Below are 24,471 nucleotides of genomic sequence, written 5' to 3'. Positions count from 1 at the left end.
TGCGGCGAGTATATGAGCCAATGATGAAATTCCCAGTCAAATCTGGGACAGACGACAGATAAAATGCAACAAAATATTTAGTTGGGTCATTGGTCTTATTTAGGTCTGTACTGGTCGCAATACGGCTGAGAATGCCCCGCCTGACAGAGTCATCAACAGTTCTGACAGAGTCATCAAAGGCTATAGCACCTGACCGATGCGCAGCAAACTACCATCTGCATCAATCACCGCAAATTCGCGCATGCCCCAGGGTTTGTTTTCCAGTGCCGTGATGCGTGGGATGCCATGCAGAGGTAAATCCGCCTGGCGAAAAGCAGTATAAATATTATCAACATCCTGTACCCGGCAATAACAACCAAAAGCGGATTCGGCCGGAATCAGCGTTGTATGCAGGAAAAAATGGATCTCCAGGGCGCCGCGTTTAAAAATGGCATATTCACCGTGTGGCGAAACCACATCACCGCTGAACCCCAGTTGCTGATAAAAACGCAGGGTGTCCGCCATAGACCGGCTGGGTAATAAAGGGATAGCGATATCTGCGGTGGTCATCAGTACTCCATCTGTTTCATTGAAATTGAACTGCTTCTCACACCGGGCTGCGACAGCGTTCATCCCGTGAGTGACGCCAGGCGCCGGGTAACTGTCTTGCAGCAGTCGATAATTTTTACCGCAGTACCTGCAATAAGACTGACTTGCTGCTCTGTATCGAGTGTTTTAAACAGCTGACTTGATATGTCGGCAAAACTGGTTCCGGCATCGTTCAAGGTGTGATTAAATTTTCTGTTAATGCATATGGCTCCCACCGCAGATTTAGTTGGCAAAATTCCATTCGGTGCGGTCAGGACAGTGCGCCACCGGTTGATTTTGTTCTAATACATCTGAGGTCGTCCAACACTCGTCATAAACTGAACAGTAACAAATTTCAACTTTCAGCTTGTCACTGGCGTCATACATCTGACGCGCCAGCGCTTTGTCTTTGATAGTTAGGGCATCCAGCATCTGATTCGCCGGCAACGTCACATTGCTGGCAAATGACGAGCCCCAATTGCCATTGAATTTCGGGTTAAACCGTTCAATGAATTGCTGCCAGTTCTGCACGGATTTGCCGTCATATTGCACACGCATACTTTTAATGATTGCCGGTCCAGTCCCACGGTTCATCAACAAAAAACGAAAACCAGTATCGTTAAAACTGACACCGCCGCCTAAGCTGGGCCATAACGACGCACGGGCATAAGCCCGGCTGGTATACGCTGAATGGATGGTCGCTGCAGCCGTGACCAATGACACCAATAAAGCGGACACAGCCATAATCATTTCTGGCGAAAATTTTCTGTTTTGTACTGCCACCCTCTGCTCCTCCGGCCGTAATTTGGATCTGACATTTAAATTGCCAAATTCAGCACAAAATACAACCGCTATTCACATTTTGTTGCCAAAACGACAAGCTTGTTGCAGAGCAGCCGCCATGCGACTACTGGCAGTGCAAGCACCATTACTTGTCCCAACAAGTTCTTCGGCGCTATGGTTATTCGACGCCTCGTTTTGCAACCAACACTCAATCACCACAGATTGGCCGAAGCCAAAAAGACTTTCTGATCAACCATCAACAGTCCCTCACCATATCAGCATTATGGCTTGATACAGCAGTTTACAAGCTGTCCTGTGCTGCAGTAGTCTGCGGTGACCTCTCGATAAAATGAATGCCTGCAAGGACTCACATGGACAATCTGTATACTCCGGATAAAGACAGTAAAAACATCGCCGCTATCACCCATATCGCAGCAATTTTCTTTGCCTTTCTGGCGCCATTAGCCGTTTATCTGCTGAAAAGTGACGATGTTTTTGTCAAAGAAACCGCAAAGGAATGCCTGAACTTTGCGATCACCGTGTTGTTGGTTTATATCGTGCTGGGGATCAGTATTATTGGCATCAGTCTGATGCCGCTGTTGTGGCTGGTCACAGTGGTGTTGTACGTGCTGGCCGCGAAAGGCGCCACCGAAGGCCAGATCTTCCGCTTTCCACTGACCTGGCGCTTACTGCAGTAACAGTTCAGGGTTTGGCGTATAACCACAACACCGCCTGACGGAACTCGGCCGCCCAGGCGGCTTCGTTGTGTCCGGCATCCGGCGCCAGCTTAAACTGGCGTTGGCCCTGACTTGCCGGCAACTTGTCCACTGCCTGATAAACCTGACTGGCTTGTTCGGCCATGCCACCGCCCTCATCCCCACCGACATAAAAATACCAGCGGGCATCGACCGGGACCGGGCTTTGCTGATAACGGGTTACGGCAGTATCGGTGATCCAATAAGACGGCGAAAAAATACCGATTTTACTGAAGGTGTCGCCGGCTTCTAATGCGGCAAAATGACTGAATAAGCCGCCCATTGAGCTGCCCATGATGCCGGTATTGGCGGCATCCGGCAGCGTGCGGTAATGTTGGTCGATATAGGGTTTGACCACGTCGCGCAGCAGGGCCAGGTAAGCGGCGGCCTCAGATTTGCCATATTCCGCATGGTTGTGCGGATTCAGCTCCGTCATCCGGTGTTCACCGCCATTGTCGATGCCCACCACAATCAACTGCAGCTGATCTGCCGTCGCTAATTGATTCAGGATCTCGTCGACCTGCCATTCGCCGGCATATGCGGTACTTTTATCAAACAAATTCTGACCGTCGTGCATATACAGCACCGGATAACGCTGATTGGCGCTGTTGTTATAACCCGGTGGCAGATACAGCCGGACGGTACGTTGCCGGTCCAGGCCTGGGATAGTGAAGGTCGTGGTCAATACGGTGACATTTGCAGCTGCACTGGGTGTGCGATCCGGCTCTGCTGTGCAGCTGATGATAGTAAAAAGCAAAGCGATGACATAAAGCAGATTTTTCATGGTGGCGAGCCTGCTGCGGAGGGAAACTATCAGCCTACCGCAGCAGTGTTCACTCCGCCAGTTCGATCAGAAGCGGTAGCCGAGGCTCAGACGGAAAGTGTCTGCCTGCAGGTTATTTTTCTTAAACAAATGGACTATTTCAGCCCGGCCAAACCACTGAGCACTGAAATTTTGCTCCAGGCCAAAGCCGAACAAAGCATGCGTTAACTTGTCGTCGACCTCTTTGTAACTGATAGTGGTTTTGACACTGCCATCCGGTAAAGTCTTTTTGGATGCCACGAAATGATAATAGCCCTGATGCTCAACAGTGCTGATCCCAGCCCGGTAAAAGAACAGGCTATCATCACCAAGACTGGTTTTACCCAGAACCGATACGGTTAACGCATCACTATCCAGCCGGTTTTGTCCGATCTCTGTATTCGTTTTAGTCGCAAACAACTGTTCAGCACTCAGTTCTACCGACCAGTCACGGTTGATCACATACCCGCTGCCGATCTGATAACCTGACCCGCTCACATCAAAAGGTTCACCACTGCGACTGTATTGCGCGCCGGCGACCGCATAAAAATCAGTCGCTGCTTGCGCCTGCAACGCCAGCACAGAAACCCCGATTAACAACATTTTTGAGCATACACGCAACATCATAAGTTCCCTTTTTAGACACTAAAGTTCTTTCCAAAATACATTAAATAAATGTTAACTGCAAGCGTGTCCGCCACGACATCGGTACCATTGCCATGGCATCAGTCGCCGTTTTTCCTGATGTAGCGCCGTTTATCACTATTTTGCCCTGCAGGCGGCCAACCGGTGCAGAATATGATCATCTGCTGCACAACAGCGGTGTGCAGCCAAACAACCCTGACCAGCCGGAGAGACTGATGAACGATATGATGCAAACTTTCAGCAATGCCAGCCCTATGTTCTGGGCCACCTTAATTCCGCTCGTGCTGTTTATCTGGTTTTTACCGGTGATCCTGGCGGCATTTTTTAACAGGCCACATCTGAAGTACATCGCCATCGCGGCGGTGCCGGCCGGTTTGTCGTTTATCGCCTGGGGCGCGCTGATAGTCTGGGCCTGCAGTGGTAAAGTCAGTGGTCGTTTTAACCAATGGTTCGAGAAACAACAAGGGCGCCCTTAAGCGCCCTTTGCATACACTGCAGCCAGCGTCTCAGCTGACTTTAAACTTACCGACCAATCCAAACAGCATCTGTGACAAGGTGCTGATTTCATTCGATAACTGGTCGTTACGTTTCGCCACTTCACCGGCGGCCAGCGCCTGATCATTCAGCGCATACAGGTTTTTACTGATCTCATCCGACACTGTGGTCTGCTGTTCAGTCGCAGCTGCTGTGCGTACCGCCATATCATTAACCTGCAGACTGGACTGCATAATGTCCTGAAATACCTGCTCGGCCCGGGCGAAGTTATTCACCGTCAAATCGGCGTTGTCCTTACCGCTGCCGATGGCCTGACGCGACTCCGTCACGCGCAGATGTAACTGCTCAATCATCTGCTGAATATGATTGGTGCTTTGTTGGGTGCGCGAAGCCAGCGTGCGTACTTCATCGGCGACCACGGCAAAACCGCGGCCATGTTCACCGGCACGCGCTGCTTCAATCGCCGCATTCAGCGCCAGTAAGTTGGTCTGATCGGCGATACTGCGGATCACTTCCAGCACCGAAGAAATGGTCGACGAACTTTGTTCCAGCTCTTCGGCCGCTCCCAGTGCCTGATGCACGTCCCGGGTTAAATTCTGCATGCTGCTGTTGACTACTTTGACCACTTCCAGGCCCTGACCGGCACTGCGTTTGGCCTGCTCAGATACTTGCGCTGTATCGGTAGCTACCTGCGCCATTTCTTTATTCGCCATCGCCATTTCATGCACGGCACTGACTATCGAATCGGACGCGGTATTCAGTGACTGGGTGATCGCACTGGTCCTGTCGGCCGATTCAGACAAATGCCCGGTCAACTGGCTGAGCTGATTGGCCTGGCGCAAAATGGCCGCGATCATGTCACATTGCTTACTGATGAAGTTATTGAATTCATGTGCTAAATCAGCCACTTCATCTTTGGTGTCGATCTGCAACCGCGCGGTTAAATCACCATCACCATTGGCGATGTCACTGAGGCGGGCAGATAAAGTGCGGATTTGTTCGGCCAGTTTTTTCGGCCCTTGGTAACTGAACCAGCCGGCAACCACCAGCAATAACAACGACAGACCATAGACCCAGGTTTTGGTCATGGTGATATTGGCATTGAGCTCTTTTTGCTCCTGTTCAGATCGTGCCAAAGCAGCTTCGCCGGCTTTATCCAGCACATCACGTAGTGCAGCAAACTCAGTTTGTTCCTGCTCGGCCAATGCGGTTTTTTGTCCTGCATCCTGATTATCCAGCAAGGTCACTGCACTTTGCTGCCAACGCTGAAACTGCGTGTCGAAGCCGGAAAAACGGCCAGTAATATCAGGGTAAGCTCTAAGAGTACTCAGGTACTGATCAAATCGTTCTTTCACCTGTGCCGCATTGTCAGCAAAATCTTTGCGCTCGGCAGCGACATCACCAATCCCACTGAGCACATGAGTCGTGGCGAGCTTCGCCTGATAAATATCGCGGTCGGCATTTAATACCAATGAGATTGCCTGTAAAAATTTCTCGGCCTGCACTTCCAGCGCTTTATGCTGCATGGCGATTAAACTGCTGAACATTAACATCACAGTGAGCAGGCTGACGCCTAACATCACCACCGGAATACTGCTTTTGACTCTGATACTCTGCCAGTTCATTGTGATCTGCCTCTATCCTGAGAATTGCCGGAAAACACCCGGGCGGATGTTTCGCTATTGGGGTATTGCTCAGTATGGCCGTCTCTGCCGACTTCTGCCAAATCTGCTCCGGAATCAGTCAGATGCGATATGATGTTTCGCGATCTCAATCGCATGATGGCGACAAGGAAAAAACAGGTGAGAACAGCAGCAAATTCCGCCACCCTCGGCGACCTGAATGTCAGACTATTATTGGGCGCCGTGCGCAGACGCGCACAGGTATCCAGACCAGAACTGGCGGCGGAACTGGGCTTGTCGTTACAGGCCGTGACGCGGATTGTTGCTGGCCTTTGTCGCGACGGATTGCTCCAAAGCTGCGGCAAAAAAACCTTAGGCGTGGGCCAGCCGACCCAGTTTTTTCAGCTGGTGCCAGACGCAGTGTTCAGCATCGGTATTCAATTGCAACGCACACAACTACAACTGGTGCTGGTCGATTTCTGCGGTAATATTCTGCGCCGCCAGCACTACCCGTTAAGCGACTGGTTGCCCCGGCATGTACAACCCGCCTTATTGCAGCAAACCCGGCAGTTATTGGCGCAGCTGTCTATGCAGCAACAACAGCGACTCTGTGGTATCGGCCTCGCCATGCCCTGGTTTGCCGGTAACAGTCAGTTTGCCGCGCGGTTATATCCACAACTCAGTGATGACCAGCTGCAAGCCCTGCAACAGGCCTGGCACGGCGTTGACCCCGCAGCCGATTTGCAGGCTGAATTACAGTTAGCGGTGTTTCCGGAAAATGATGGCTCCGCCGCCGCCGCTGCAGAGTTGTGGCTCGGTAAACCGGTGGCCGCGGATTTTTTATATCTGTATCTGGACCAGTTAGTCGCAGGTGGGCTGGTACTGAACGGCCAGCTCTGGCGTGGCCGTCATGGTAACGCTGCGCATCTGGCGGTATTGCCCGTCAAGCAGGGCGAATTGCTCCTGCAGCAACCGGACGCCAATACCATCAACATAGGGCTGCAAGCCGCCATTGCCTTGTTGGATATCCCGTTGGTGATTATTGACAGTGCGGGTGCTACGGCAGAACTGCCCGCTTTATTGGCAGAATTAGAGCAGCGGATGCAGCATTGGCCAGCCATGGGGCTGCTGGCGCCGACACTGCAGCAGGGCAGCCTCGGCGCCGACGCGATGCTGCTCGGTGCCGCCATGCTGCCGCTTTATCAGGCTTTTGCGCCGGACCGCACCGTGCTTTAAAGCCATTCTGGCCACTGTGCCTTTGTTACTTCTGCTTGGACTTCAGCTGCAATTCCACTGCATCGACCCCATCCCAGCCGATCTGACGCGGGTTTTGCCCTTCTATAGACAAAACTATCTGATAAGGCGTAGCGCCAGTGGTCATATTGCGGCTCACACACAGGTCAAAATTACTGGCAAAAGCGCGGATGTGGCGCAGGCACATGCCATTCCAGCCGGCTGGTAACCGCGGTGCCAGCGTAAATCGGTCAAAGCCGGTCGGTTCAATGCCAAATAAACCTTCGGTGATGACGCGGGCGTACAAACCACTTTCCGCGGATAAATGCCGCTGATCGCCTTCCGGCCAGGCTTCGACGGCAAAAGGTACATGCTCGCCGAGTAACCGTTTGCGGCTGTAATACTTCAGATATTTCATTGCAGTATCAGTGGCGCCGGCGTTAAACATGCCGCGAAAGGCATACAGCGTTGCACGGTCCCAGAAGGTTTTATCGCCGGATGCAGTGTAAATACCGTTTTCGCTCCACAGTTGCGGTGACAACAACGCCGCCAGCGTGCCGGCTTTTTGTTCGTTAAATCCCATCACCAGTGGCAATGCTATCCAGGCGCGTAAGCGGGTATTGCCGGCGTAATAGCGCCAGGTGTCATACCCTTCCACTTCGCCGGCAAAATAACTCAGCATCGCCTTCCGTAGCTGGTTTGCCTCAGTGTTCAGCGCGCTGGCTTTGGCCGCATCACCCAGTGCCTGATATAACAGCGCAGATGACTGTAAAGCGCCAAACGCGAGCATATTGGTACTGAGATTAACTTTGCCGGCCGGAAAGCGGTTTTCCAGCTCGTCGCTATCCGAAGCGATCACGCCGTCAGCGGTTTTTTGTCGTTGGTTATAGGCCAGACACCAGTCGATCAGCGGCAACAACTGCCGCGCCTGCTGCGGGTCGCCGCTCGCCAGTGCATAGCGGCTGGCGCCATAAGCCACCATGGCACAATCGCCGCGATCGCCGGCACCATTCCAGATATCCAGCCCCTCGGCGATGATTGACGATGGCAGCGCTGTATAGGCCGGATTAATAAACCGGGCGAAGTGGGCAAAGCTGTTGCGCGCCGACTCGTTGCCGTTGGCATCGCCCAGAAATGGGAAAAACGGGTTGACGTACTCGGCCTGATCATTGGCCCAGATCGCCGCATAATAACGCCCGCCACCAGGGCCATGCAGCAAGCCGCCTTTTGTGCGGAAGATACTCTCGGCCGCGCGGAGTTTGGCAAAGGCAAACATCTGATTCAGCACCGGATCCGGCGTTTCCAGCTGCAGATTTTGCTGCAGTGACTGCACATAATGCTGACGCTGGCGCAAAGTATCGGCGGCCGCTTCAGCGCTGAACCCGGCGCTTAACTCAACAGTCTGTGTTGCAGGCACCGCACTGAAACTCAGCTGCCAGCTTTTTTCCCCGCCCGGTGCTAAGGTGATCTCACCGGCAAAATCACTGCGCGCCTGAATATGGTAACTGCCGTCAACGCCTTTGGCGGCATCCGTCAGCAACTGATACTGCAGCGGGTCGACACTGACAGTCAGTGCAGTATCACCGGTGTTTTTTAATGTTTGTTGTTCAATGATAAAAGCGCCGGTTGGACTAGGCGCCAGCGTGCGGGTCAGCTGCAAACCGGCACTTAACCGGCTTTGGATCTGCAGCAGGCCGTCGTAGGTCACCTGTTCCGGCAGTTCCTTCGTCAGCAGCACACCGTTTTGCCGCAAACGCGGCGACACCTCAATGCCAAAGGTATGAATTAAGCTGGCATGGGTGTCATTTGGCAGCGTGCGCAGCATTGGCCACACCACTTTACGATTCAGCACCAGCTGGCCGGCCGCGTCGGTGCCGTAATAAATAATCGCCGACACCTGCTCGCCGCTGAATTCCAGATGATCCTGATGCTGATCTTTCACTTGCCAGCGAATGCCATTCGGCTGCAGCTGCCAGCGATCTTTCAGGCTATCGGCCAGGCTGTTGATATCGGTCGCCTCGGCAGTAACGGGCACGCTGCTGTTGCCAGTTGCCGGCGGCAATGGCTCTTGCCGGGTGCAGGCCAGCAGCAAACAACTACAACACATCAGTACAATAGTTCGGGTCATTGGGGGCTCCTGAGTAAAAAAAAGTCAACACAGACGACTGCCACGGATTGCACCATGTCCGGTCCGGCCAAGGCTTATGCCGGCGTGACCATTCATTCCGGAAAAATAAGCTGGTGCTCTATGCGCGGATCTTTTGCGTACGGTCCCGATATTGCTGCGGTGTCATTTTCAGCTCCTGCTGGAAAATGTCGTAAAACCGGCTGATCGAACCAAATCCGGCTTCAATCGCAATGGTCAGCACCCCTTGTTCGGTGTCGACCAATAACGCCTGGGCATGCAGCAGCCGCAAGCGGTTAATATATTGTTTTATTGAGATTTTCATCACGCGGTGGAACAACTTCATCGCATAATTCGGATGTAAACCAGTCGCAGACGCCACATCACTGATGGTGACTTTCTGATCATAGTGGTCGGCGATATAACGCAGCATCGTGTCGATATGCGACAGGCCGGTCACCGGGTTTTTCTGCTCCTTGCGCGGGGTTTTATCGTCAGTGCCGAGGCACTGATAACTTTCCAACGCCATGCGCCGGATGCGGCCCCGAATTTCACTGATCACCTGCGCGGTCAGCGCTTCGTTTTTTTGCGCCAGATCGATATCCCACAGCCGGGTCAGCTCCAGATCGCTCAGGTGTGCCGTGTCGGCCACCAGCACATCACCGCGCAGCAAAGCCCCGATAAATTCACTCGGCAACTTCCACTGTTGAAACGCCTGCAACGGGATGTAGATATTGACCATATAACCGTCGCCGCTGCTGCTGGTCAGCTGGTGTGGGATCGACGCCCAGAACAGCACCATGCGCCCGGCCGGGATCGTCACAGCGCGGCCATTCATCAGATAGACCGCAGTACAGTCAAACAGGAAATTGACCTCAATATGACCATGCCAGTGGCTATGCGGCATCACGTCAGGCTTGTGCACCCGAAAGCCAAATTTGTGTTCATTGCCTTGCCGCGTCAGCGGACTGCTGTAATCAAAAATAATGCGATTGAGCCACTCTTGCATGACCGACCTCCGGCGTGAATCCAACCTGAGATTAAATACTGTATACAATATTCGCAAGTGACAGGTGATAAAACCGGAAGATCATCGTGTGAAACAGGAAGTACCCGGCAGGCGGAGGCAGTGCCGACTCATCGCCGTCACTGTTGCAGGTCAAAGTAAACAGGAAGTTTTATCCGGCTGTTGCAGCAGGTTGTAGCGGCGCTTCGCGAATGGGTAAATTCGCCAGTGCAGCCACCGCCGCCAACGCCATATCGGCGTACCACATCCAGCTGTAATCACCTTGCACCGTCAGCGCAATACCACCAAGCCAGGCGCCAAAAAAGCCGCCAATCTGATGGGAAAACAATGCGATACCAAACAAAGTAGCCAGATAACGGGTGCCAAATAATTTGCCGACTATTGCCGCAGTCGGGGGTACAGTCGCCAGCCAGGTAAAGCCAAGGCCAGCGGCAAACAGGTAGAAGGTCCATTCGGTTTTTGGCAGCAATAAATAAACAGCGATGAGCAGCGCCCGGCTGCCATACATCGCCGCCAGCACATACTTGCTACGATATTTCGCTACGCACGATCCGGCATACAAACTGCCGGCAATGTTAGCAAGGCCGATGATAGCTAACGACCAGCTCGCTACATCCGCCGGTAAACCGCACAAACTGACTTCACCGGGTAAATGCGTCACCAGAAAAGCGATATGAAAGCCGCAGGTGAAAAAACCAAAACTGAGCAAGGCGTAGCTGCGATCTGCCAGCGCTTCACCAATGGCATGACGCATGCCTTTGTCATCAGCGTGTTTCACCGGTGCAGTGGTGCCACCGGTAAATTTGGCAATCAGCGGAATAGTCGCCAGCGCTGCCAGCGCCAGCACCCACATCGCGCCCATCCAGCCGACCGCCTGGATCAGTTTCTGCGACACAGGCGCAAACACAAATTGGCCAAAAGAGCCGCCGGCATTGATAATCCCCGACGCAGTGCCGCGCGCTTCAACCGGTAACCGCTGTGACGCCGCACCGATCAGCACAGAAAATCCACTTAACCCAGAACCGACAGCGGTCAAAAGGCCCACAGTCAACACCAGGCTCCAGGTGCCTGTGGCAAAAGGTGTCAGCGCACAACCGGCCGCCAGCAGCAGCAAGCCGCCGATGAGCACAGGTCCGGCACCAAAACGGTCAGCCAACGCGCCCGCCACCGGCTGCGCCGCGCCCCAGCTGAGCTGCGCAATCGCCATGGCAAAGCTGATGGCCGCAATGCCCATGCCGGTCGAGCCGCTGATTGGACTGACAAACAAACCAAACGACTGCCGGATCCCCATCGACACCATCAGAATACCAGCAGCGGCCAGTACGATGACCAGCACATCGGGACGACGTACACTTTGAAACATCAGGACGACCTTAAGCAAAGTTGAATCCAGCATGATGCCGCCTGCGTACAAAAATCACCAGCAGCGGTTTTGGCAACAGTGCGTTGCCGGATAGCAGTTCTGCATACAGATCTGAAGAAATGCCCGTGTAGCACGGCTGAGCGAGCACAGTCGCCACTGCGTTCGCCCGCTCGCATCTACCAGCGCTGACTTTGCTGGAATTTGAGGATGGCTGCTTTGAGCGCAGGCTGTGTGAAAACTGCTGATCACCTTTTGGTCTAAATGGTCGGTTTTTATGATCAATCATTCTGGATATACCTGAACTGTCGTAGGTCAGCAGCTCTAAACTTATCTGCATACGAATCAACCTAGTGTGCGCAGCCATGACAGAACATATCAAAGGTCAAGACAGATACCAGGTCACTCTGTTGCCGGAAGCGTTGGACGACTTTGTCAGTGGTGATAATCCAGTCAGAGTCATCGATATCTTTGTGAATGGTCTACAGCTTAAAGCGCTTGGCTTTGACGGCGTGGAAGCAAAACAAACCGGACGTCCCGGCTATCACCCTGCCACGATGTTAAAACTCTATATTTACGGTTATTTGAATCGTATCCAATCTTCACGTCGGCTGGAAAAGGAAGCCAATCGTAATGTAGAACTGATGTGGTTGCTGGAGCGGCTGACACCTGATTTTAAAACCATTGCGGACTTCAGAAAAAACAACAGTAAAGGGATTAAGAATGCTTGCCGTGCCTTTATTGACCTATGTCGACAGATGCAAATGTTCACGGATATCACTGTGGCCATCGATGGCAGTAAATTTAAGGCAGTGAACAGCAAACAAAATAACTTCACGCCGCAAAAAGCGAAAGACTATATAGCGAGGGTCGAACAAAGCATAAGTAACTATCTTGAAAAGCTCGATAAAGCTGACCGCGACGCACAGACTGATGTAAATGCTGAGTTAACCGCAACAAAACTGGCATGGCTAAAGAAACGTTTAGGCGAACTACAAGAAATCCAACAAACTGTTGAACAGCAACCAGATAAGCAACTGTCTTTAACCGATCCTGACTCCCGGTTAATGAAAACAAATAACATGAATCGGCAAGTCTGTTACAACGTGCAAACTGCGGTGGATACGAAGAATCATCTGATTGTTGCCCATGAAGTCACGAACACCACTGACCGTGGCCAGCTGCACTCGGTAACTCAGTTGGCTCAGGCAGCTGTTGGCAAAAAGGATATAACCGTACTCGCCGACAAAGGCTATTACAGCCGCAACGATATTAAAGCAGTGCTTGATACCGGAGCTGTAGCCCTGGTGCCAAAAGGTGATACTTCTGGCGCTGATCGCAAAGGCCTTTTTAACCGCTCGTTGTTTAAGTATGACCAGGAAAAAGATATTTATATTTGCCCGACAGGTAACGAGCTTCAGAATAGGTTTGTAGGTGTTGAAGACGGTTTGGAGCTGCAAATGTACTTTAACTGTATCGCCTGTCGCGACTGCAGTCAGCGTTCGAAATGCACCACATCCAAAGTAGCCGCAAGGCGTATAAAACGATGGGTTCATGAAGATGAAATGGAAGTTATGCAGGCAAGGCTGGATGCATTACCGCAAACTGCGCTTGTACGTAAGCAAACGGTAGAGCACCCATTTGGAACGATCAAAATGTGGATGGGAGCCACTCATTTCCTGATGCGACGATTTAAAAACGTCAGTACAGAAATTAGTTTGCATATTCTGGCTTATAACCTGAAAAGGATGATATCGATCTGGGGGACGGCAGGATTGGCCAGTAGGCTAGAAGAACTCTACGGCTAGCAGCACTTGCCATTTTTACCGCTGCTTAGCGCCGTATCGCAACAAATACCAGGCCATATAAACCTCCCTTTAATACCTGTCTAAAAATCACAGCATGTAGAGTCATTTGTAACGCTTGATGCTGGGGAACATGCCGCGATACAGCAAAAATGAGTTTTTACACAGCCTGCACTCATAGCCGCCATTCACTGCATCACTTGCACTTCGCTGCCGCTTTGGTTACCCAGCTCCAGACTCACCCGAACACCATCATTTCGCCGGATCAAACCGACGCTGATGCGCACTGAAATCCGGCACCGAGCGCTGATAATCGGTCTGGAACAAACTGGAATGCACAATAAAATCCGCGGTGGCTTTGTTACATGCCACCGGGATATTCCATACCACGGCGAGGCGGATCAGCGCTTTGACATCCGGATCATGCGGCTGAGAACTCAAGGGATCCCAGAAAAACACCAGCCAGTCGATTTTTTGCTCGGCAATTAAAGCGCCGATTTGCTGGTCGCCGCCCAAAGGCCCGCTGGCAAAACAATGCACTGGCAGCTGCAATTTGTCGCTGATCAGCCGTCCCGTTGTGCCGGTTGCGTATAAGGTTTTATGTTGGAAAAAACCGGCATGAGTGGCGACCCAATCCAACAGTTCAGCTTTTTTACCGTCATGGGCGATGAGCGCGATCGATTTCATTAAGAACCTTCTGTTTTATCAGTTGGATGTGGACGTATAACAGTGCAATGTCTGGTGTGTTTCGCGTTGCTCTAAACACCCTACCCGCTAAATGTCATGTAGCACCATAGATGGTGCACATAATAAATTGCCTGGAGCAATTTTTAATAACGCAAAGCGTTGGCCCGTAGGGAAATTGCCAAAAAAAAGCCCGGCAAAGCCGGGCAAACAACCAAGGTCCACGTAAAAAACTCAGTGTGGGGTTGGTAGCGCTACTTAAGCGCTAACTACAATCCGCTTCATCGCGGTCATGTAACCCCGTAATGTCTTGCCAACGATTTCCACCGGGTGATTGCGGATGGCATCGTTTACTTCAATCAATCGCACGTTATCAACACCGTTGCTGCCTGCAGCTAAACCTTTGCCGAGCAGTTCAGGGCTGATGTTGTTCACCAGGTCGCGCAGCATCGGCACTGCAGCGTTGCTGAACAGGTAGTTACCGTATTCGGCAGTGTCACTGATCACCACGTTCATCTCATACAGACGTTTCCGCGCAATGGTATTGGCAATCAGTGGCGTCTCGTGCAGAGACTCGTAATAAGCAGATTCTTCGACAATACCGGCTTCCACCATGGTATCAAACGCCAGCTCTACCCCTGCTTTAACCATGGCGACTAACAAAATCGCCCGGTCGAAATAATCTTGTTCTGCGATGTTTTCACTAGATACCGGTGCATTTTCAAAACCGCTTTGACGGGTTTCTTCGCGCCAGCCAAACAGTTGTTTGTCATCGTTCGCCCAGTCCGCCATCATGGTCTCGGAGAATTTACCGGAGATGATGTCGTCCATATGTTTGGCGAACAGCGGCTGCAGAATGCCTTTTAATTGCTCAGCTAAGTCGTACGCTTTGATTTTCGCCGGGTTCGACAGGCGGTCCATCATGTTGGTGATGCCACCATGTTTCAGCGCTTCGGTAATGGTTTCCCAGCCGAACTGGATTAACTTGGCAGCAAAACCGGCTTCGTAACCATCAGCAACCAGCTTGTCATAAGCCAGGATCGCACCGGTCTGTAACATGCCGCACAGGATGGTCTGTTCGCCCATCAAATCTGATTTCACTTCAGCCACAAAGCTGGATTCCAGCACGCCGGCACGGTCGCCGCCGGTAGCAGAAGCGTATGCTTTGGCGATCGCCAGGCCGTTGCCATTCGGGTCGTTTTCCGGATGCACCGCAATCAGCGTCGGTACACCAAAACCGCGTTTGTATTCTTCGCGCACTTCAGTACCCGGGCACTTCGGCGCCACCATGATGACGGTGATGTCTTTGCGGATCTGGGTGCCTTCTTCAACGATATTAAAACCGTGTGAATAAGCCAGCGTCGCGCCTTGTTTCATCAGCGGCATTACGGCTTTAACGACCGAAGTATGCTGTTTGTCCGGCGTCAGGTTCAGCACCAGATCCGCCGTTGGAATTAATTCTTCGTAAGTGCCTACGGTGAAACCATTTTCACTGGCTTGCAGGAAAGATTTGCGTTTTTGCGCAATGGCGTCAGCCCGCAGTGCATAAGAAATATTCACACCAGAATCGCGCATGTTCAGGCCCTGGTTTAAACCCTGAGCACCACAGCCAACGATGACTACTTTCCAACCTTTGATAAAGTTACAACCGTCTGCAAACTCTGCTTTTTGCATGAAACGGCATTTGCCCAGCTGCTTTAACTGCTGGCGTAAGTTCAGTGTGTTGAAATAATTAGCCATGTGTCGATCCTGAAAATTCTGGTTTGCCGGTCTGACAGTGCAACAAGCACTTCAGCACTTCTGGCAGAACAACGCTCTGTGCGCTGTTTTGATAAAGCCAGCATACGACGCTGGTTTCATTGCGTGAAGTGATATATTCTCAAAACAGTATTTCACTTTTTGCAATTAAGAATCAGCATCTGATGGATATCCGCAGCGCCCAGCTTTACCTGCATCTGGCCAGCAGCCTGAATTTCAGTAAAACCAGTGAACAGCTGTATGTGTCGCCGTCGACGTTGACGCGGATTATTCAGCGGCTGGAAGATGATTTAGGTGTGCAGTTATTTAGCCGCGACAAAAGGTCAGTGCGGTTAACGCCGGCAGGTGTGCGTTTTCAGCAGTTTGTGAAGCAATATCTGGCCGACTGGCATCAGCTGCAGGTGGATTTGTCGTTAACGTCAGACGCACTGCAGGGCGAGCTCCGGCTGTTTTGTACCGTCACCGCAAGCTACAGCCATTTGCCGGCCATTCTGGATAAATTCCGCCTGCTTTGCCCCAAGGCCGAAATCAGCCTGACCACCGGCGACGCCGCACTGGCGCTGGATAAAGTCAAAAACGACGAAGCCGATATTGCGCTGGCCGTGTATCCGCCGAATTTACCGCTGAATATTGCCTTTGCCAGTATCGCCAAATTACCGCTGCAGCTGATTGCGCCGGTGATCCCCTGCAAGGTCAATGATTTATTGAGTGAAGCGACTGTGGACTGGGACAAAGTCCCGCTGATCGTGCCGGAACATGGCCCGGCGCGTAGCCGCCTCGATGCCTGGCTCAAATACCAGGGCATCACGCCGAATATTGTCGCCAAAGTGGAAGGCCATGAGGCGATGGTCAGTATGGTCGCGCTGGGCACCGGTGTGGCCATCGCGCCTGATCCTGTAGTGCAGCACAGCCCGGTGCGTGACCGGGTGCGCGTGCTGGCGCTGGATTACCAGTTTGCCCCTTTTGATTTAGGCATCTGTATGCAATCCAAACGCCTGCACGAACCACTGATGCGCGCCTTCTGGCAAGTCGCTTCAGGTGGCCCGGCCCTGCAACAATAAGGCGATGGGCTTTTGCAACAAGCGCAGCGCCGGCAGCGCGGTCGCCAGCAGCACCAGTGCCAGCATCATCACCAGCGCCGGCAACACAGCGCTGTGCTGAAACACCGGCGCCCCGAGTTTGCCGCTGAGCCAGGGCGAAAGCCCCCATAGCAACACAGCGCATACCGGCACACTGAATAGTAATAACCCAAGCTGATGGCCACATAAGCGGCTGATTAAACCCGGCACTGTGGCGCCAACAGCCAGTTTGGTTGCCAGCACACTTTGCTCTAACAGCAGCTGAGTTTTCAGCTGGTAATACAAACTTAACGCGGCGAGCAGGCTAATCACGCCGGCTAACAGCATAGAAATGCGGGCAAAAATCCAATAAGGTTCATTCATTTGCTCTAGTTGAGTGGCTAAAGTGCCCCGGTAGCTGATGTCTAAATCCTGGCCTTGCCGGTCAGCCCAGTCTTCCAGTGCTGTAGTCACTTCGTCGACTAACTTTAGATTTGTGGTGAGGGTCAGATATTTGTGCGGCCCCCAGCCATTAGGTTTCAGTTGGGTGTACATCATCGGCATTGGTGCTGCAGCGACACCGCGATGCGGCAAGTCTTTCACCACTCCGCGGATTTGTACCTGCACTTCGAAGGGCGCCATGTAGCTCAAACTCATGCCGGGTAAATCTGCATAGGTCTGGCCAGGCTCCAGCAAAGGATCCGCCAATGCCTGGTTAATTATAATCCCATCGATGTCTGTTGCCATATCACCTGCTAACAGCTCAGCACCTAAAAATTGCAAATAACTGCTGCTGACCATCATACTGCCGACAAACATCTCAAGGCTGTGCCCCGCGACTGTCGTCGTCAGTTTTCGTTCTTCAGGCTCAGTAAAGGGCACAGATAATGCGATTTGCTCTGGAGTATAAACCCCGAACTCACCACGTTGCAGCTTCGCATCAGGCTGAATGCCAGGGTTTAACTGCAACTGCAGCTCTTCAAATGGCAACCAGCGGCTGATAGCCTTTTCCTGCTGTAGCAATTGAAACTGCAGCGACAACGCCAGCACCAACGCCAGACCGGCAAAACTCAGTTGCAGCACCTGCTGCGCCCACGCCAGCCGTTGCTGCAACAAGTTACGCTGGCCTTGGCGATTACGAAACATCCGGGCGCGGCGCAGCAGCCATAGCAGTGGCAGCTGACTGCACAGCAGTAAAAATACAGTCAGCACCAACACGGCAATGGCGGCATAACCCCAATCAAAAGGCACGCCAGCGCTGCCAAAATACTGCTGATACACCTTGAGCCCAGCCAACAAGCCAGCCCCTTGCCAATACAACAACCCACCAGTAGCGACAGCAGCGCACCAAAGCGGTAACTGCTCCAGCGCCAGCTGCCGACTTAGCTGTCGGCTACGGGCACCCAACACCTGACGCATACCCATTTCATGTTGGCGCTGCACCAGCTGGCCTATCAGGCAAAACACCAGGTTAATAGCCACCACGGCGCCACATAACAAAGTCAGGCAACATAGCAGCCAGAACTGTTGTAGCAGGTCAGCACGTTGTTCCGGAAAAAGCTCAATCCCGGGAATAATGTCGGCCTGGTGTTTATCTTCAATCATTTTAAAAGCTTGCAGACCTAACCATTCAACCGGCGTTGCATCATAGTTTTCGGTCAGCACAGACAAATCGACCGGACCTTTAAGCCGAATAAAGCCAATACTATTTGGCAGATTTTCTGTCATCGCCAGTGCTTTCGGGCCTGGACCTTTGCTGACATCGTGGCCTTTATCACTGTCCAGTAATGATAAAAACCGGTCCTCCCATGGTAACCATAAACCCGGTCGTTTTTCGGTAAAGCGGTCCATAGCAGGAGGTAACACCGCAGCAACCAGATAGCGTTTATCACTGTTACGCACCAGCACTTCCAGCCCCTGAACTTCTGGCTTGCCCAATAGTTGCCATAACCAATGACTTAAGTAAACCGGCTGCGATTGACCGGTTTGTTGTGAAAAAAATGGAGTTTTAAGCCCCAGCACTTCTGGTAGATTTTCGCTGTAAAACATCAGCTGTGTGCGGTCGATATTCTGTTCTGCGATTCGTAACTCACTGGGTTTAAAACGGGCAATGGCCAACTCAACTACCTCTGGCCGCTGCTTTAACCGGTACAACTCCGCATTGCTAACGGGCCGATAACGACCTTGCGGGTCGGTGCGGTGTACAGTCGCCACTAAATCTGCCGGTTGCGCCCAGCCCGGCAACGGTGTGCGCAGCTGCGGCCCTAATTGCAGTAACAGCAACAATAATGCACTGAAACAGCCTAAGCCAAGCGCCAGTAAACTCCATTGCAGGCGCTGGCCCCGCCATAAGCGCCAGCTAAACTTCAGCGTGAACAGCACATGCATCAGCTGGCCCTCTGCTCAGTCGCTGGCATATTGACTGAGGTAGTCGCTGCCATAACAGCAGTTGGCTGTGTTGCTGTTGCGACAAACTGACCATCAGCCAGATACAAACGGCGCTGCGCTCTTGCTGCCAGCTGTGGGTCATGCGTTACCATCAGCACAGTCGCGCCATCCTGGTGCAGCTTGCTCAGCAGGTTCATCACAATTTCCGCGCTTTGCGAATCGAGGTTACCGGTTGGTTCATCCGCCAATAACAAGCTCGGGTTAGTAATCAGCGCCCGCGCTATTGCCACCCGTTGCTGCTGACCGCCGGATAACTGCTCGGGATACGCATCCAGCTTGTCAGACAGTTCCACCTGCGCCAGCACTTGCGCCGCCCGGCTGCGGTACTCGGCTGCTTTGACGCCGGCTAAATACCGCAGTGGTAAACTGACATTCTCTGCCACTGTCATGCTGCTAATCAGGTTAAAGTTCTGAAAAATCCAGCCAATATGTCGGTTACGCAGCACACTATGCTGGTAAGCCGACAACCCCGGCACCGACTGACCAAGCAGCAAATACTCGCCGGCTGAAAAGCAATCTAGCAAGCCAATAATCGATAACAAGGTTGATTTACCACTGCCGGAACGGCCTTCAATCGCGACAAACTCGCCACGTGTTACCTGAAAATCCAGTGCCTGTAACACCGGCAGTTGCAGCTTACCCTGAGTAAAGACTTTAGATGCCTGCCGGATGTCGATGAGGGTTTCCGCCTGATGCGTTGCTGTGTTATTGGCTTCAGCCATTGAGGTCCTCCGGTGCAATTACTTCGTTGTTTAACAGTGCCGCCGGCACCTGCAATAAAATTTGTTCACCGGCTTTGACGCCATCTAACAGCTGCATTTGTTTGGCGGTCAGACTGCCGATCAGTACTTCGCGGCGCTGGTACTGTGCCGAAGACGCATCCCAGACAAACAGCGCCTGGCGTTGTTGTGGTTTTTGAATGTACGAAGCGCGGTCGCTGAGCAGGGTTTGTTCTTGGGACCCAACATTGATATCAGCTTTGACTTCAATATTGGCGCGGGCGGTATCTGGTAGGTCACTTAACAGGGTCACATCAACCCGTAAAAAGTTGTCCACCACATTAGGCGACACCCAGCTGACTTCACCGAGCATGGGTTTACCTTTGATATTCAGCGTCACCGCCTGGCCGGGTTTGACTAAAGCCGCATCGACAGCACCGATTTTCAGCTCCGCTAACAATTGCCCGGGCTCAGCTACTTGCCCCAAAGCTTGCCCCACCACCACCTGACTGCCCGGTTTTAAGCTTTCATCGAGCGCAATCAGCTAGCCGCTGATATCGCTGCTGACGGCCAACGCCAGCACATCCTGTTTGGCAATATCCCGTTGTTTTTCCGCGCGTTGCCGGTTGAGTTCCGCTGCAGACAGCCGGTTTTGGCTGGATCTGGCAAAGCCTTTAAGTTTTTCTTCGGCCAGCAGTACTTTCTGTTTGGCCTGCGTCAGCAATGCTTCGCTTTGGGCAAAATCCAGCGCTGAGACAATTTGCTTTTGATACAACTCTTGTTTGGCGGCCAGCTGGGTTTGCAACAGTTGTTGCTCGGCCTGGGCCAGCCGTAAATCATGCTGCAGTTGCAACTGTTCTTGCTCCAGCTGCTGCAGCAATAAAAATTCGGCCTGCTGCGCTTGTAATGCCAGCTCCTGCTCTTCCAGCTGGCGCTGTAATTTTGGATTGACCAGTTGCAAAATCGGCTGCCCGGCGTCAAGCATAGCGCCGGGCCTTTGCGCCAGCTGCAACACCCGGCCTTCGGTCATTGCGATCAGACTTTGCACTTTTTGCGGGACTAAAACGCCAAAGGCACTGATTTGATTGTCCAGAGTCCCCTGCTGTATCCGGCTGGTCTGCTGCTGTAATGATGCAGGTGAGGCAGAAAAGAAACCGGATATCAGCATGCCCAGTGCTAAGGTAACCAGAGTTATCACGCCAAGAATTATTTTGGGTTGTTGCCAGAAAGGGAAACGATCAGTGGGGATATGCATCAGCAACACGTCCTGTGTGAAAAGTCTGCCAAAATCAAAGCAGATAAACTCAATTTGAAAATTCGAAATGTAATATTTTTGTTTCTGTAGTTCAACAACTGTTGCAACAACACAAATTCAGCCTAAATAAAATCAACTTGAAAAACCTGATGAAACATTGATATCGGTTGGTGATAGCGTCTGTGCGACCTTGCTGGAGCGTTGCGTTCCCGTAAGAGATTTACCAAACCTTTACCTGCCTTTTCACCTGATTGACGTGTTAATCACTACACTCAGTCCGTAAATAACCAACACGATAAAGGACCTTAGATGCAAAAGTTAACGGGTGCGGTGATAAGAGTCTGGCTGATGGGCTTATTCGCGATGGTGGTACTGTCAGGTTGTGTGGTGCATCCGGCACATCACCGGCATGTGGTGGTGGCAAAGCCGGTGCCGAAGACCGTGGTGGTTAAGCAGGTAGTCGTGAAAAAACCTGTGGTCGTGCGAAAAGTCGTGGTGCACTGAATTGCCGGGCCCGAAAATAAAAAAGCCGCATAGAGCGGCTTTCAGATTAATGACAAACCCCAGTTTTCTGGGGTTTGCGCTTTTCAGGAGTGGTGCATTCTCCGTCAGTGGTCATGGCTTAATAATGTTGTGGGTTGTTGAATTTGATTGGGCTGGTGTTGAATGAGCTGGCATTTGGCTTGGTTGATAGAGATTTAGGCTTGAGACTGGCTCAGGCGGCCAGCAGTAACGCCATTTTCTTGATGTTTTGCGCAGCACCCGCCAGCAGACATTGCATTTGGACTTTTTCCAGCCCTCTGAAGCGGGCATAGCGGTGGCCGTGGTGTTGTTTGGCGTCCGCGAAGCTACGCTCTACTGTTTCTTTGCGCCTTTTGTAAATCTTCTTGCCCCATGCGCTTAACCGGGTTTCATTGGCTGCCTCTTTGGCCGTTTCAAATACGTGTCGGGTCAATACTTTGGTGTGATTCTCACTTTTCGTGCAGCGGCTGCGGATAGGACAATCTTTGCATTTGTTGCGGTCGGATTTGTACTCACGATACCCGGCACGATTGGTGGTGCTGTACTGCAGCAGTTCGCCTTGCGGGCAGCGGTAACAATCGCTGTCTTTATCGTAGTCAAACGCGCTTTTGCGCAATAAGTCTTTGCCTTTGTTGGGCCGGCGGTAGCCCATCACCGGCTCAATTTGCCGCGCTTTAATCAGGTGGCACAGCATCGCAGTGTTGTAGCCCGCATCCAGCCCAACCGCGACCGGCTCAAGCTGGAAACGCTGCAGTTGCCGGTCAAGCCTCGCAATATAAGGCTGACTGTCGTGCTGATTGCCAGGCGTGACGTGCGTGTCAGTAATAAGGCCGTGCCGGCCATCGACGGTGCGGTGGTCGAGGTAAAAAAAGCCCTGCGGTTTGCCTTCGCGCGTCATAAAACCACTGTCAGGGTCTGTGGTACTGGCTTTTATCTCGCTCAGTTCACAGACGCTGTCATCCTTGGGAGCCAGTGGCTTTTTTCCGGCGGCTTTGCGCTCCTCCTCAATCGCCGCGTTGAGCTGGTCGACATAGGCCGAGGTACTGGCTGCCACTAACTTATTGATGGATTTATTCTTATTGGCACTGGCTTTTAAGTGCGTGCTGTCGGTGTAAAGCACGCGGCCGCCAATCAACCTTTTGGCAATGGCCTGCTCAACAATCCGGTCGAAGACCCGTTGGAACACATCAGTCCCGTTGAAACGGCGAATACGGTTCTGACTGAGCGTTGAAGCGTCCGGTACTTTATCGGTCAGCGACAAACGCAAAAACCAGCGATAGGCCACATTGACCTCAATCTCCTGCATCAGCCGGCGCTCACTGGGCACGCCAAACAAATAACCAAGCAGCATGATTTTGAACAGCATCACCGGGTCAATCGCCGGCCGGCCATTGTCTTTACAATACAAATCAGCGACTTCAGTACGGATAAACTCAAAATCTATGGTGGTATCGATTTTACGAACCAGATGGTTTTGTGGCACCAGCTGTTCCAGTGTCACCATTTCAAGCTGATGTTGTTGCGGGGAGATATCTCTGAGCATGAGGGCAGCTCCTGTTTGGACTCCCTCTATTAGATCAAAGGCCTGGATCTACGTCCAGGCCTTTGTCAGCAGTCTGAAAGCCGCATAGAGCGGCTTTTTGGTTTACACAGGCAATGCCTATTTCACTACCCGTAAATGGCTGCCTTTTTTCGGCTTGTCATCATCCGGACCGGGTTCCGGGCTGTCACTGACTGCGGCTTCTTCAACGTCAGTATCCGCGTCATCCAGCTCATCTTCCTGCCATTCTTCTTCCGGCGTGAACATAGTGCCAGCGCCATTTTCACGGGCATAAATCGCCAGCACAGAACGCTGTGGAATATACAGCGCAAACGGATTGCCGCTAAACCGGGCATTAAAAGTCACTGCATCATTACCCAGCAATAAATTGCCAATAGCGCCCGGGCTGATATTCAGCACAATTTGACCATCTTTGACATGCTGCAATGGTACTTTCACGCCAGGCATAGTGGCATCAACGACCAGATAAGGTGTGCAGTTGTTATCGACAATCCACTCGTAAAAAGCACGCAACAGATAAGGCCGGTTTGGAGTCATTTGCATGATGAATTCTCTTAATACATACCGGGATGAATACGGCGCTCTGCTTCAGTCAGTGACTGTTGAAAGGCATCGCGTTCGAACATCCGCAGCATATAATTTTTAATTGGTTTGCTGCCAGGGCCGGACAACTCAATGCCAAGCAGTGGCAGGCGCCATAACAACGCTGACAGGTATACGTCCTGTAAGCTGAATTCGTCACTCATAAAAAACGGTGAGTCAGCAAAAATCGGCGCGGTCGATAACAGACTTTCACGTAAATCGTGCCGGGCATCGGCTGCGCCGGGTGCATCGGCCAGAATCTTATTAGCAAGACCATACCAGTCGCGTTTGATGCGATACATCATCAGCCGGGTTTGGCCACGCGCGACCGGATAGACCGGCAGTAATGGCGGATGCGGAAAACGCTCGTCCAGATATTCCATGATGATATCGGCCTGATACAACGCCAAATCGCGATCAATCAGTGTGGGCAAACTACCATATGGATTCACTTCATACACGTCTTCCGGCAGGTTGCCGGGATGGACGACCAGAATATCTGCACTGATGCCTTTTTCGGCCAGCACCATCCGCACGTGATGGCTATCCATATCGGCTGCGGCACTGAACAAAGTCATTGTATTACGTCTGCTGGCGTTGCTCGCCATGGCTTCCTCCGAAAAAGGCAAAGGGGCCTTGCGGCCCCTTATACTGACAGCGCGTGG

At 52.2% G+C, this 24,471-nt stretch carries 24 protein-coding genes; 6 read left to right on the top strand and 18 right to left on the bottom strand.

Annotated elements, in window-relative coordinates; genetic code table 11:
* Positions 1-180: 180 nt before the first annotated feature.
* Both ATY27_RS09055 and ATY27_RS09050 read right to left on the bottom strand, forming a co-directional pair.
* Positions 181-549, bottom strand: a complete 369-nt coding sequence (locus ATY27_RS09055; protein WP_208933180.1) for a VOC family protein — start codon at positions 547-549, stop codon at positions 181-183.
* 261 nt (positions 550-810) lie between these two features.
* Positions 811-1,311 (bottom strand): hypothetical protein, encoded by a 501-nt coding sequence (locus ATY27_RS09050; protein ID WP_208933179.1) that lies wholly within the window; start codon positions 1,309-1,311, stop codon positions 811-813.
* A 410-nt stretch (positions 1,312-1,721) separates the two neighbouring features.
* Here ATY27_RS09050 and ATY27_RS09045 point away from each other — a divergent pair, with 410 nt between their 5' ends.
* On the top strand, positions 1,722-2,048 hold the full coding sequence (locus ATY27_RS09045; RefSeq protein ID WP_208933178.1) for a DUF4870 domain-containing protein: 327 nt from the start codon (positions 1,722-1,724) through the stop codon (positions 2,046-2,048).
* Between the two features lie 4 nt (positions 2,049-2,052).
* On the opposite strand, the gene ATY27_RS09040 is transcribed toward ATY27_RS09045, so the two are convergent.
* Both ATY27_RS09040 and ATY27_RS09035 read right to left on the bottom strand, forming a co-directional pair.
* Positions 2,053-2,889 (bottom strand): alpha/beta hydrolase-fold protein, encoded by an 837-nt coding sequence (locus ATY27_RS09040; protein ID WP_208933177.1) that lies wholly within the window; start codon positions 2,887-2,889, stop codon positions 2,053-2,055.
* A 66-nt stretch (positions 2,890-2,955) separates the two neighbouring features.
* On the bottom strand, positions 2,956-3,534 hold the full coding sequence (locus ATY27_RS09035; protein ID WP_208933176.1) for an outer membrane beta-barrel protein: 579 nt from the start codon (positions 3,532-3,534) through the stop codon (positions 2,956-2,958).
* Between the two features lie 233 nt (positions 3,535-3,767).
* Between ATY27_RS09035 and ATY27_RS09030 the strand changes: the two genes are divergently transcribed.
* On the top strand, positions 3,768-4,028 hold the full coding sequence (locus ATY27_RS09030) for a superinfection immunity protein (RefSeq protein ID WP_208933175.1): 261 nt from the start codon (positions 3,768-3,770) through the stop codon (positions 4,026-4,028).
* A 30-nt stretch (positions 4,029-4,058) separates the two neighbouring features.
* Here ATY27_RS09030 and ATY27_RS09025 read toward each other — a convergent pair whose 3' ends face one another.
* Complete coding sequence (locus ATY27_RS09025; protein ID WP_208933174.1) at positions 4,059-5,672, bottom strand: methyl-accepting chemotaxis protein; 1,614 nt, start codon at positions 5,670-5,672, stop codon at positions 4,059-4,061.
* Positions 5,673-5,849: 177 nt separating this feature from the next.
* On the opposite strand from ATY27_RS09025, the gene ATY27_RS09020 reads away from it, so the two are divergent.
* Entirely contained in the window at positions 5,850-6,905 is a 1,056-nt protein-coding gene (locus ATY27_RS09020; RefSeq protein WP_208933173.1) for an ROK family transcriptional regulator, read from the top strand.
* Between the two features lie 25 nt (positions 6,906-6,930).
* On the opposite strand, the gene ATY27_RS09015 is transcribed toward ATY27_RS09020, so the two are convergent.
* From ATY27_RS09015 to ATY27_RS09000, 4 genes are all read right to left on the bottom strand, one after another.
* A complete protein-coding gene (locus ATY27_RS09015; RefSeq protein ID WP_208933172.1) occupies positions 6,931-9,030 on the bottom strand; it encodes a hypothetical protein in 2,100 nt (699 codons plus the stop codon).
* 118 nt (positions 9,031-9,148) lie between these two features.
* Positions 9,149-10,036, bottom strand: a complete 888-nt coding sequence (gene melR / locus ATY27_RS09010) for a transcriptional regulator MelR (RefSeq protein ID WP_208933171.1) — start codon at positions 10,034-10,036, stop codon at positions 9,149-9,151.
* 169 nt (positions 10,037-10,205) lie between these two features.
* Complete coding sequence (locus ATY27_RS09005; RefSeq protein ID WP_208933170.1) at positions 10,206-11,417, bottom strand: MFS transporter; 1,212 nt, start codon at positions 11,415-11,417, stop codon at positions 10,206-10,208.
* 10 nt (positions 11,418-11,427) lie between these two features.
* A complete protein-coding gene (locus tag ATY27_RS09000) occupies positions 11,428-11,703 on the bottom strand; it encodes a hypothetical protein (protein ID WP_208933169.1) in 276 nt (91 codons plus the stop codon).
* Positions 11,704-11,779: 76 nt separating this feature from the next.
* On the opposite strand from ATY27_RS09000, the gene ATY27_RS08995 reads away from it, so the two are divergent.
* Positions 11,780-13,222, top strand: coding sequence for an IS1182 family transposase (locus ATY27_RS08995; RefSeq protein ID WP_208930740.1), 1,443 nt, complete (start codon positions 11,780-11,782; stop codon positions 13,220-13,222).
* Positions 13,223-13,471: 249 nt separating this feature from the next.
* Here ATY27_RS08995 and ATY27_RS08990 read toward each other — a convergent pair whose 3' ends face one another.
* Both ATY27_RS08990 and ilvC read right to left on the bottom strand, forming a co-directional pair.
* A complete protein-coding gene (locus ATY27_RS08990) occupies positions 13,472-13,906 on the bottom strand; it encodes a methylglyoxal synthase (protein WP_208932819.1) in 435 nt (144 codons plus the stop codon).
* A gap of 255 nt (positions 13,907-14,161) precedes the next feature.
* Positions 14,162-15,643, bottom strand: a complete 1,482-nt coding sequence (gene ilvC / locus ATY27_RS08985) for a ketol-acid reductoisomerase (RefSeq protein WP_208932820.1) — start codon at positions 15,641-15,643, stop codon at positions 14,162-14,164.
* Positions 15,644-15,825: 182 nt separating this feature from the next.
* Between ilvC and ilvY the strand changes: the two genes are divergently transcribed.
* On the top strand, positions 15,826-16,722 hold the full coding sequence (gene ilvY / locus ATY27_RS08980) for an HTH-type transcriptional activator IlvY (protein WP_208932821.1): 897 nt from the start codon (positions 15,826-15,828) through the stop codon (positions 16,720-16,722).
* Here ilvY and ATY27_RS08975 read toward each other — a convergent pair.
* The 4 genes from ATY27_RS08975 to ATY27_RS08960 are packed head-to-tail and all read right to left on the bottom strand — an operon-like array spanning position 16,696 to position 21,141.
* Complete coding sequence (locus tag ATY27_RS08975; protein WP_208932822.1) at positions 16,696-19,107, bottom strand: FtsX-like permease family protein; 2,412 nt, start codon at positions 19,105-19,107, stop codon at positions 16,696-16,698. The genes ilvY and ATY27_RS08975 overlap by 27 nt on opposite strands.
* On the bottom strand, positions 19,107-19,889 hold the full coding sequence (locus ATY27_RS08970; protein ID WP_208932823.1) for an ABC transporter ATP-binding protein: 783 nt from the start codon (positions 19,887-19,889) through the stop codon (positions 19,107-19,109). Before ATY27_RS08970 ends, ATY27_RS08975 begins: the two co-directional genes overlap by 1 nt.
* Positions 19,882-20,427 (bottom strand): HlyD family efflux transporter periplasmic adaptor subunit, encoded by a 546-nt coding sequence (locus ATY27_RS08965; RefSeq protein WP_279614574.1) that lies wholly within the window; start codon positions 20,425-20,427, stop codon positions 19,882-19,884. The genes ATY27_RS08970 and ATY27_RS08965 overlap by 8 nt, the downstream gene beginning before the upstream one ends.
* Positions 20,428-20,430: 3 nt before the next feature.
* Positions 20,431-21,141 (bottom strand): hypothetical protein, encoded by a 711-nt coding sequence (locus tag ATY27_RS08960; protein WP_208932825.1) that lies wholly within the window; start codon positions 21,139-21,141, stop codon positions 20,431-20,433.
* Between the two features lie 309 nt (positions 21,142-21,450).
* Between ATY27_RS08960 and ATY27_RS08955 the strand changes: the two genes are divergently transcribed.
* Entirely contained in the window at positions 21,451-21,645 is a 195-nt protein-coding gene (locus ATY27_RS08955) for a hypothetical protein (RefSeq protein ID WP_208932826.1), read from the top strand.
* Positions 21,646-21,856: 211 nt separating this feature from the next.
* On the opposite strand, the gene ATY27_RS08950 is transcribed toward ATY27_RS08955, so the two are convergent.
* The 3 genes from ATY27_RS08950 to sspA form a co-directional block, all read right to left on the bottom strand.
* Complete coding sequence (locus ATY27_RS08950) at positions 21,857-23,206, bottom strand: IS1182 family transposase (protein WP_208933168.1); 1,350 nt, start codon at positions 23,204-23,206, stop codon at positions 21,857-21,859.
* A gap of 117 nt (positions 23,207-23,323) precedes the next feature.
* Complete coding sequence (locus tag ATY27_RS08945; protein WP_208933434.1) at positions 23,324-23,761, bottom strand: ClpXP protease specificity-enhancing factor; 438 nt, start codon at positions 23,759-23,761, stop codon at positions 23,324-23,326.
* Between the two features lie 17 nt (positions 23,762-23,778).
* Positions 23,779-24,414 (bottom strand): stringent starvation protein SspA, encoded by a 636-nt coding sequence (sspA, locus tag ATY27_RS08940; protein WP_208932827.1) that lies wholly within the window; start codon positions 24,412-24,414, stop codon positions 23,779-23,781.
* Positions 24,415-24,471 lie beyond the last annotated feature (57 nt).

This window comes from Rheinheimera sp. F8 (assembly GCF_001518915.1).
This window is presented reverse-complemented; position numbering and strand designations above follow the sequence as displayed.

Bases quoted from the DNA above. Each gene is read 5' to 3' on its own strand.
- ATY27_RS09055 (WP_208933180.1), bottom strand. From the start codon at position 549: ATGACCACCGCAGATATCGCTATCCCTTTATTACCCAGCCGGTCTATG.
- ATY27_RS09050 (WP_208933179.1), bottom strand. From the start codon at position 1,311: ATGGCTGTGTCCGCTTTATTGGTGTCATTGGTCACGGCTGCAGCGACC.
- ATY27_RS09045 (WP_208933178.1), top strand. From the start codon at position 1,722: ATGGACAATCTGTATACTCCGGATAAAGACAGTAAAAACATCGCCGCT.
- ATY27_RS09040 (WP_208933177.1), bottom strand. From the start codon at position 2,889: ATGAAAAATCTGCTTTATGTCATCGCTTTGCTTTTTACTATCATCAGC.
- ATY27_RS09035 (WP_208933176.1), bottom strand. From the start codon at position 3,534: ATGATGTTGCGTGTATGCTCAAAAATGTTGTTAATCGGGGTTTCTGTG.
- ATY27_RS09030 (WP_208933175.1), top strand. From the start codon at position 3,768: ATGAACGATATGATGCAAACTTTCAGCAATGCCAGCCCTATGTTCTGG.
- ATY27_RS09025 (WP_208933174.1), bottom strand. From the start codon at position 5,672: ATGAACTGGCAGAGTATCAGAGTCAAAAGCAGTATTCCGGTGGTGATG.
- ATY27_RS09015 (WP_208933172.1), bottom strand. From the start codon at position 9,030: ATGACCCGAACTATTGTACTGATGTGTTGTAGTTGTTTGCTGCTGGCC.
- melR (WP_208933171.1), bottom strand. From the start codon at position 10,036: ATGCAAGAGTGGCTCAATCGCATTATTTTTGATTACAGCAGTCCGCTG.
- ATY27_RS09005 (WP_208933170.1), bottom strand. From the start codon at position 11,417: ATGTTTCAAAGTGTACGTCGTCCCGATGTGCTGGTCATCGTACTGGCC.
- ATY27_RS09000 (WP_208933169.1), bottom strand. From the start codon at position 11,703: ATGATTGATCATAAAAACCGACCATTTAGACCAAAAGGTGATCAGCAG.
- ATY27_RS08995 (WP_208930740.1), top strand. From the start codon at position 11,780: ATGACAGAACATATCAAAGGTCAAGACAGATACCAGGTCACTCTGTTG.
- ATY27_RS08990 (WP_208932819.1), bottom strand. From the start codon at position 13,906: ATGAAATCGATCGCGCTCATCGCCCATGACGGTAAAAAAGCTGAACTG.
- ilvC (WP_208932820.1), bottom strand. From the start codon at position 15,643: ATGGCTAATTATTTCAACACACTGAACTTACGCCAGCAGTTAAAGCAG.
- ilvY (WP_208932821.1), top strand. From the start codon at position 15,826: ATGGATATCCGCAGCGCCCAGCTTTACCTGCATCTGGCCAGCAGCCTG.
- ATY27_RS08975 (WP_208932822.1), bottom strand. From the start codon at position 19,107: ATGCATGTGCTGTTCACGCTGAAGTTTAGCTGGCGCTTATGGCGGGGC.
- ATY27_RS08970 (WP_208932823.1), bottom strand. From the start codon at position 19,889: ATGGCTGAAGCCAATAACACAGCAACGCATCAGGCGGAAACCCTCATC.
- ATY27_RS08960 (WP_208932825.1), bottom strand. From the start codon at position 21,141: ATGCATATCCCCACTGATCGTTTCCCTTTCTGGCAACAACCCAAAATA.
- ATY27_RS08955 (WP_208932826.1), top strand. From the start codon at position 21,451: ATGCAAAAGTTAACGGGTGCGGTGATAAGAGTCTGGCTGATGGGCTTA.
- ATY27_RS08950 (WP_208933168.1), bottom strand. From the start codon at position 23,206: ATGCTCAGAGATATCTCCCCGCAACAACATCAGCTTGAAATGGTGACA.
- ATY27_RS08945 (WP_208933434.1), bottom strand. From the start codon at position 23,761: ATGACTCCAAACCGGCCTTATCTGTTGCGTGCTTTTTACGAGTGGATT.
- sspA (WP_208932827.1), bottom strand. From the start codon at position 24,414: ATGGCGAGCAACGCCAGCAGACGTAATACAATGACTTTGTTCAGTGCC.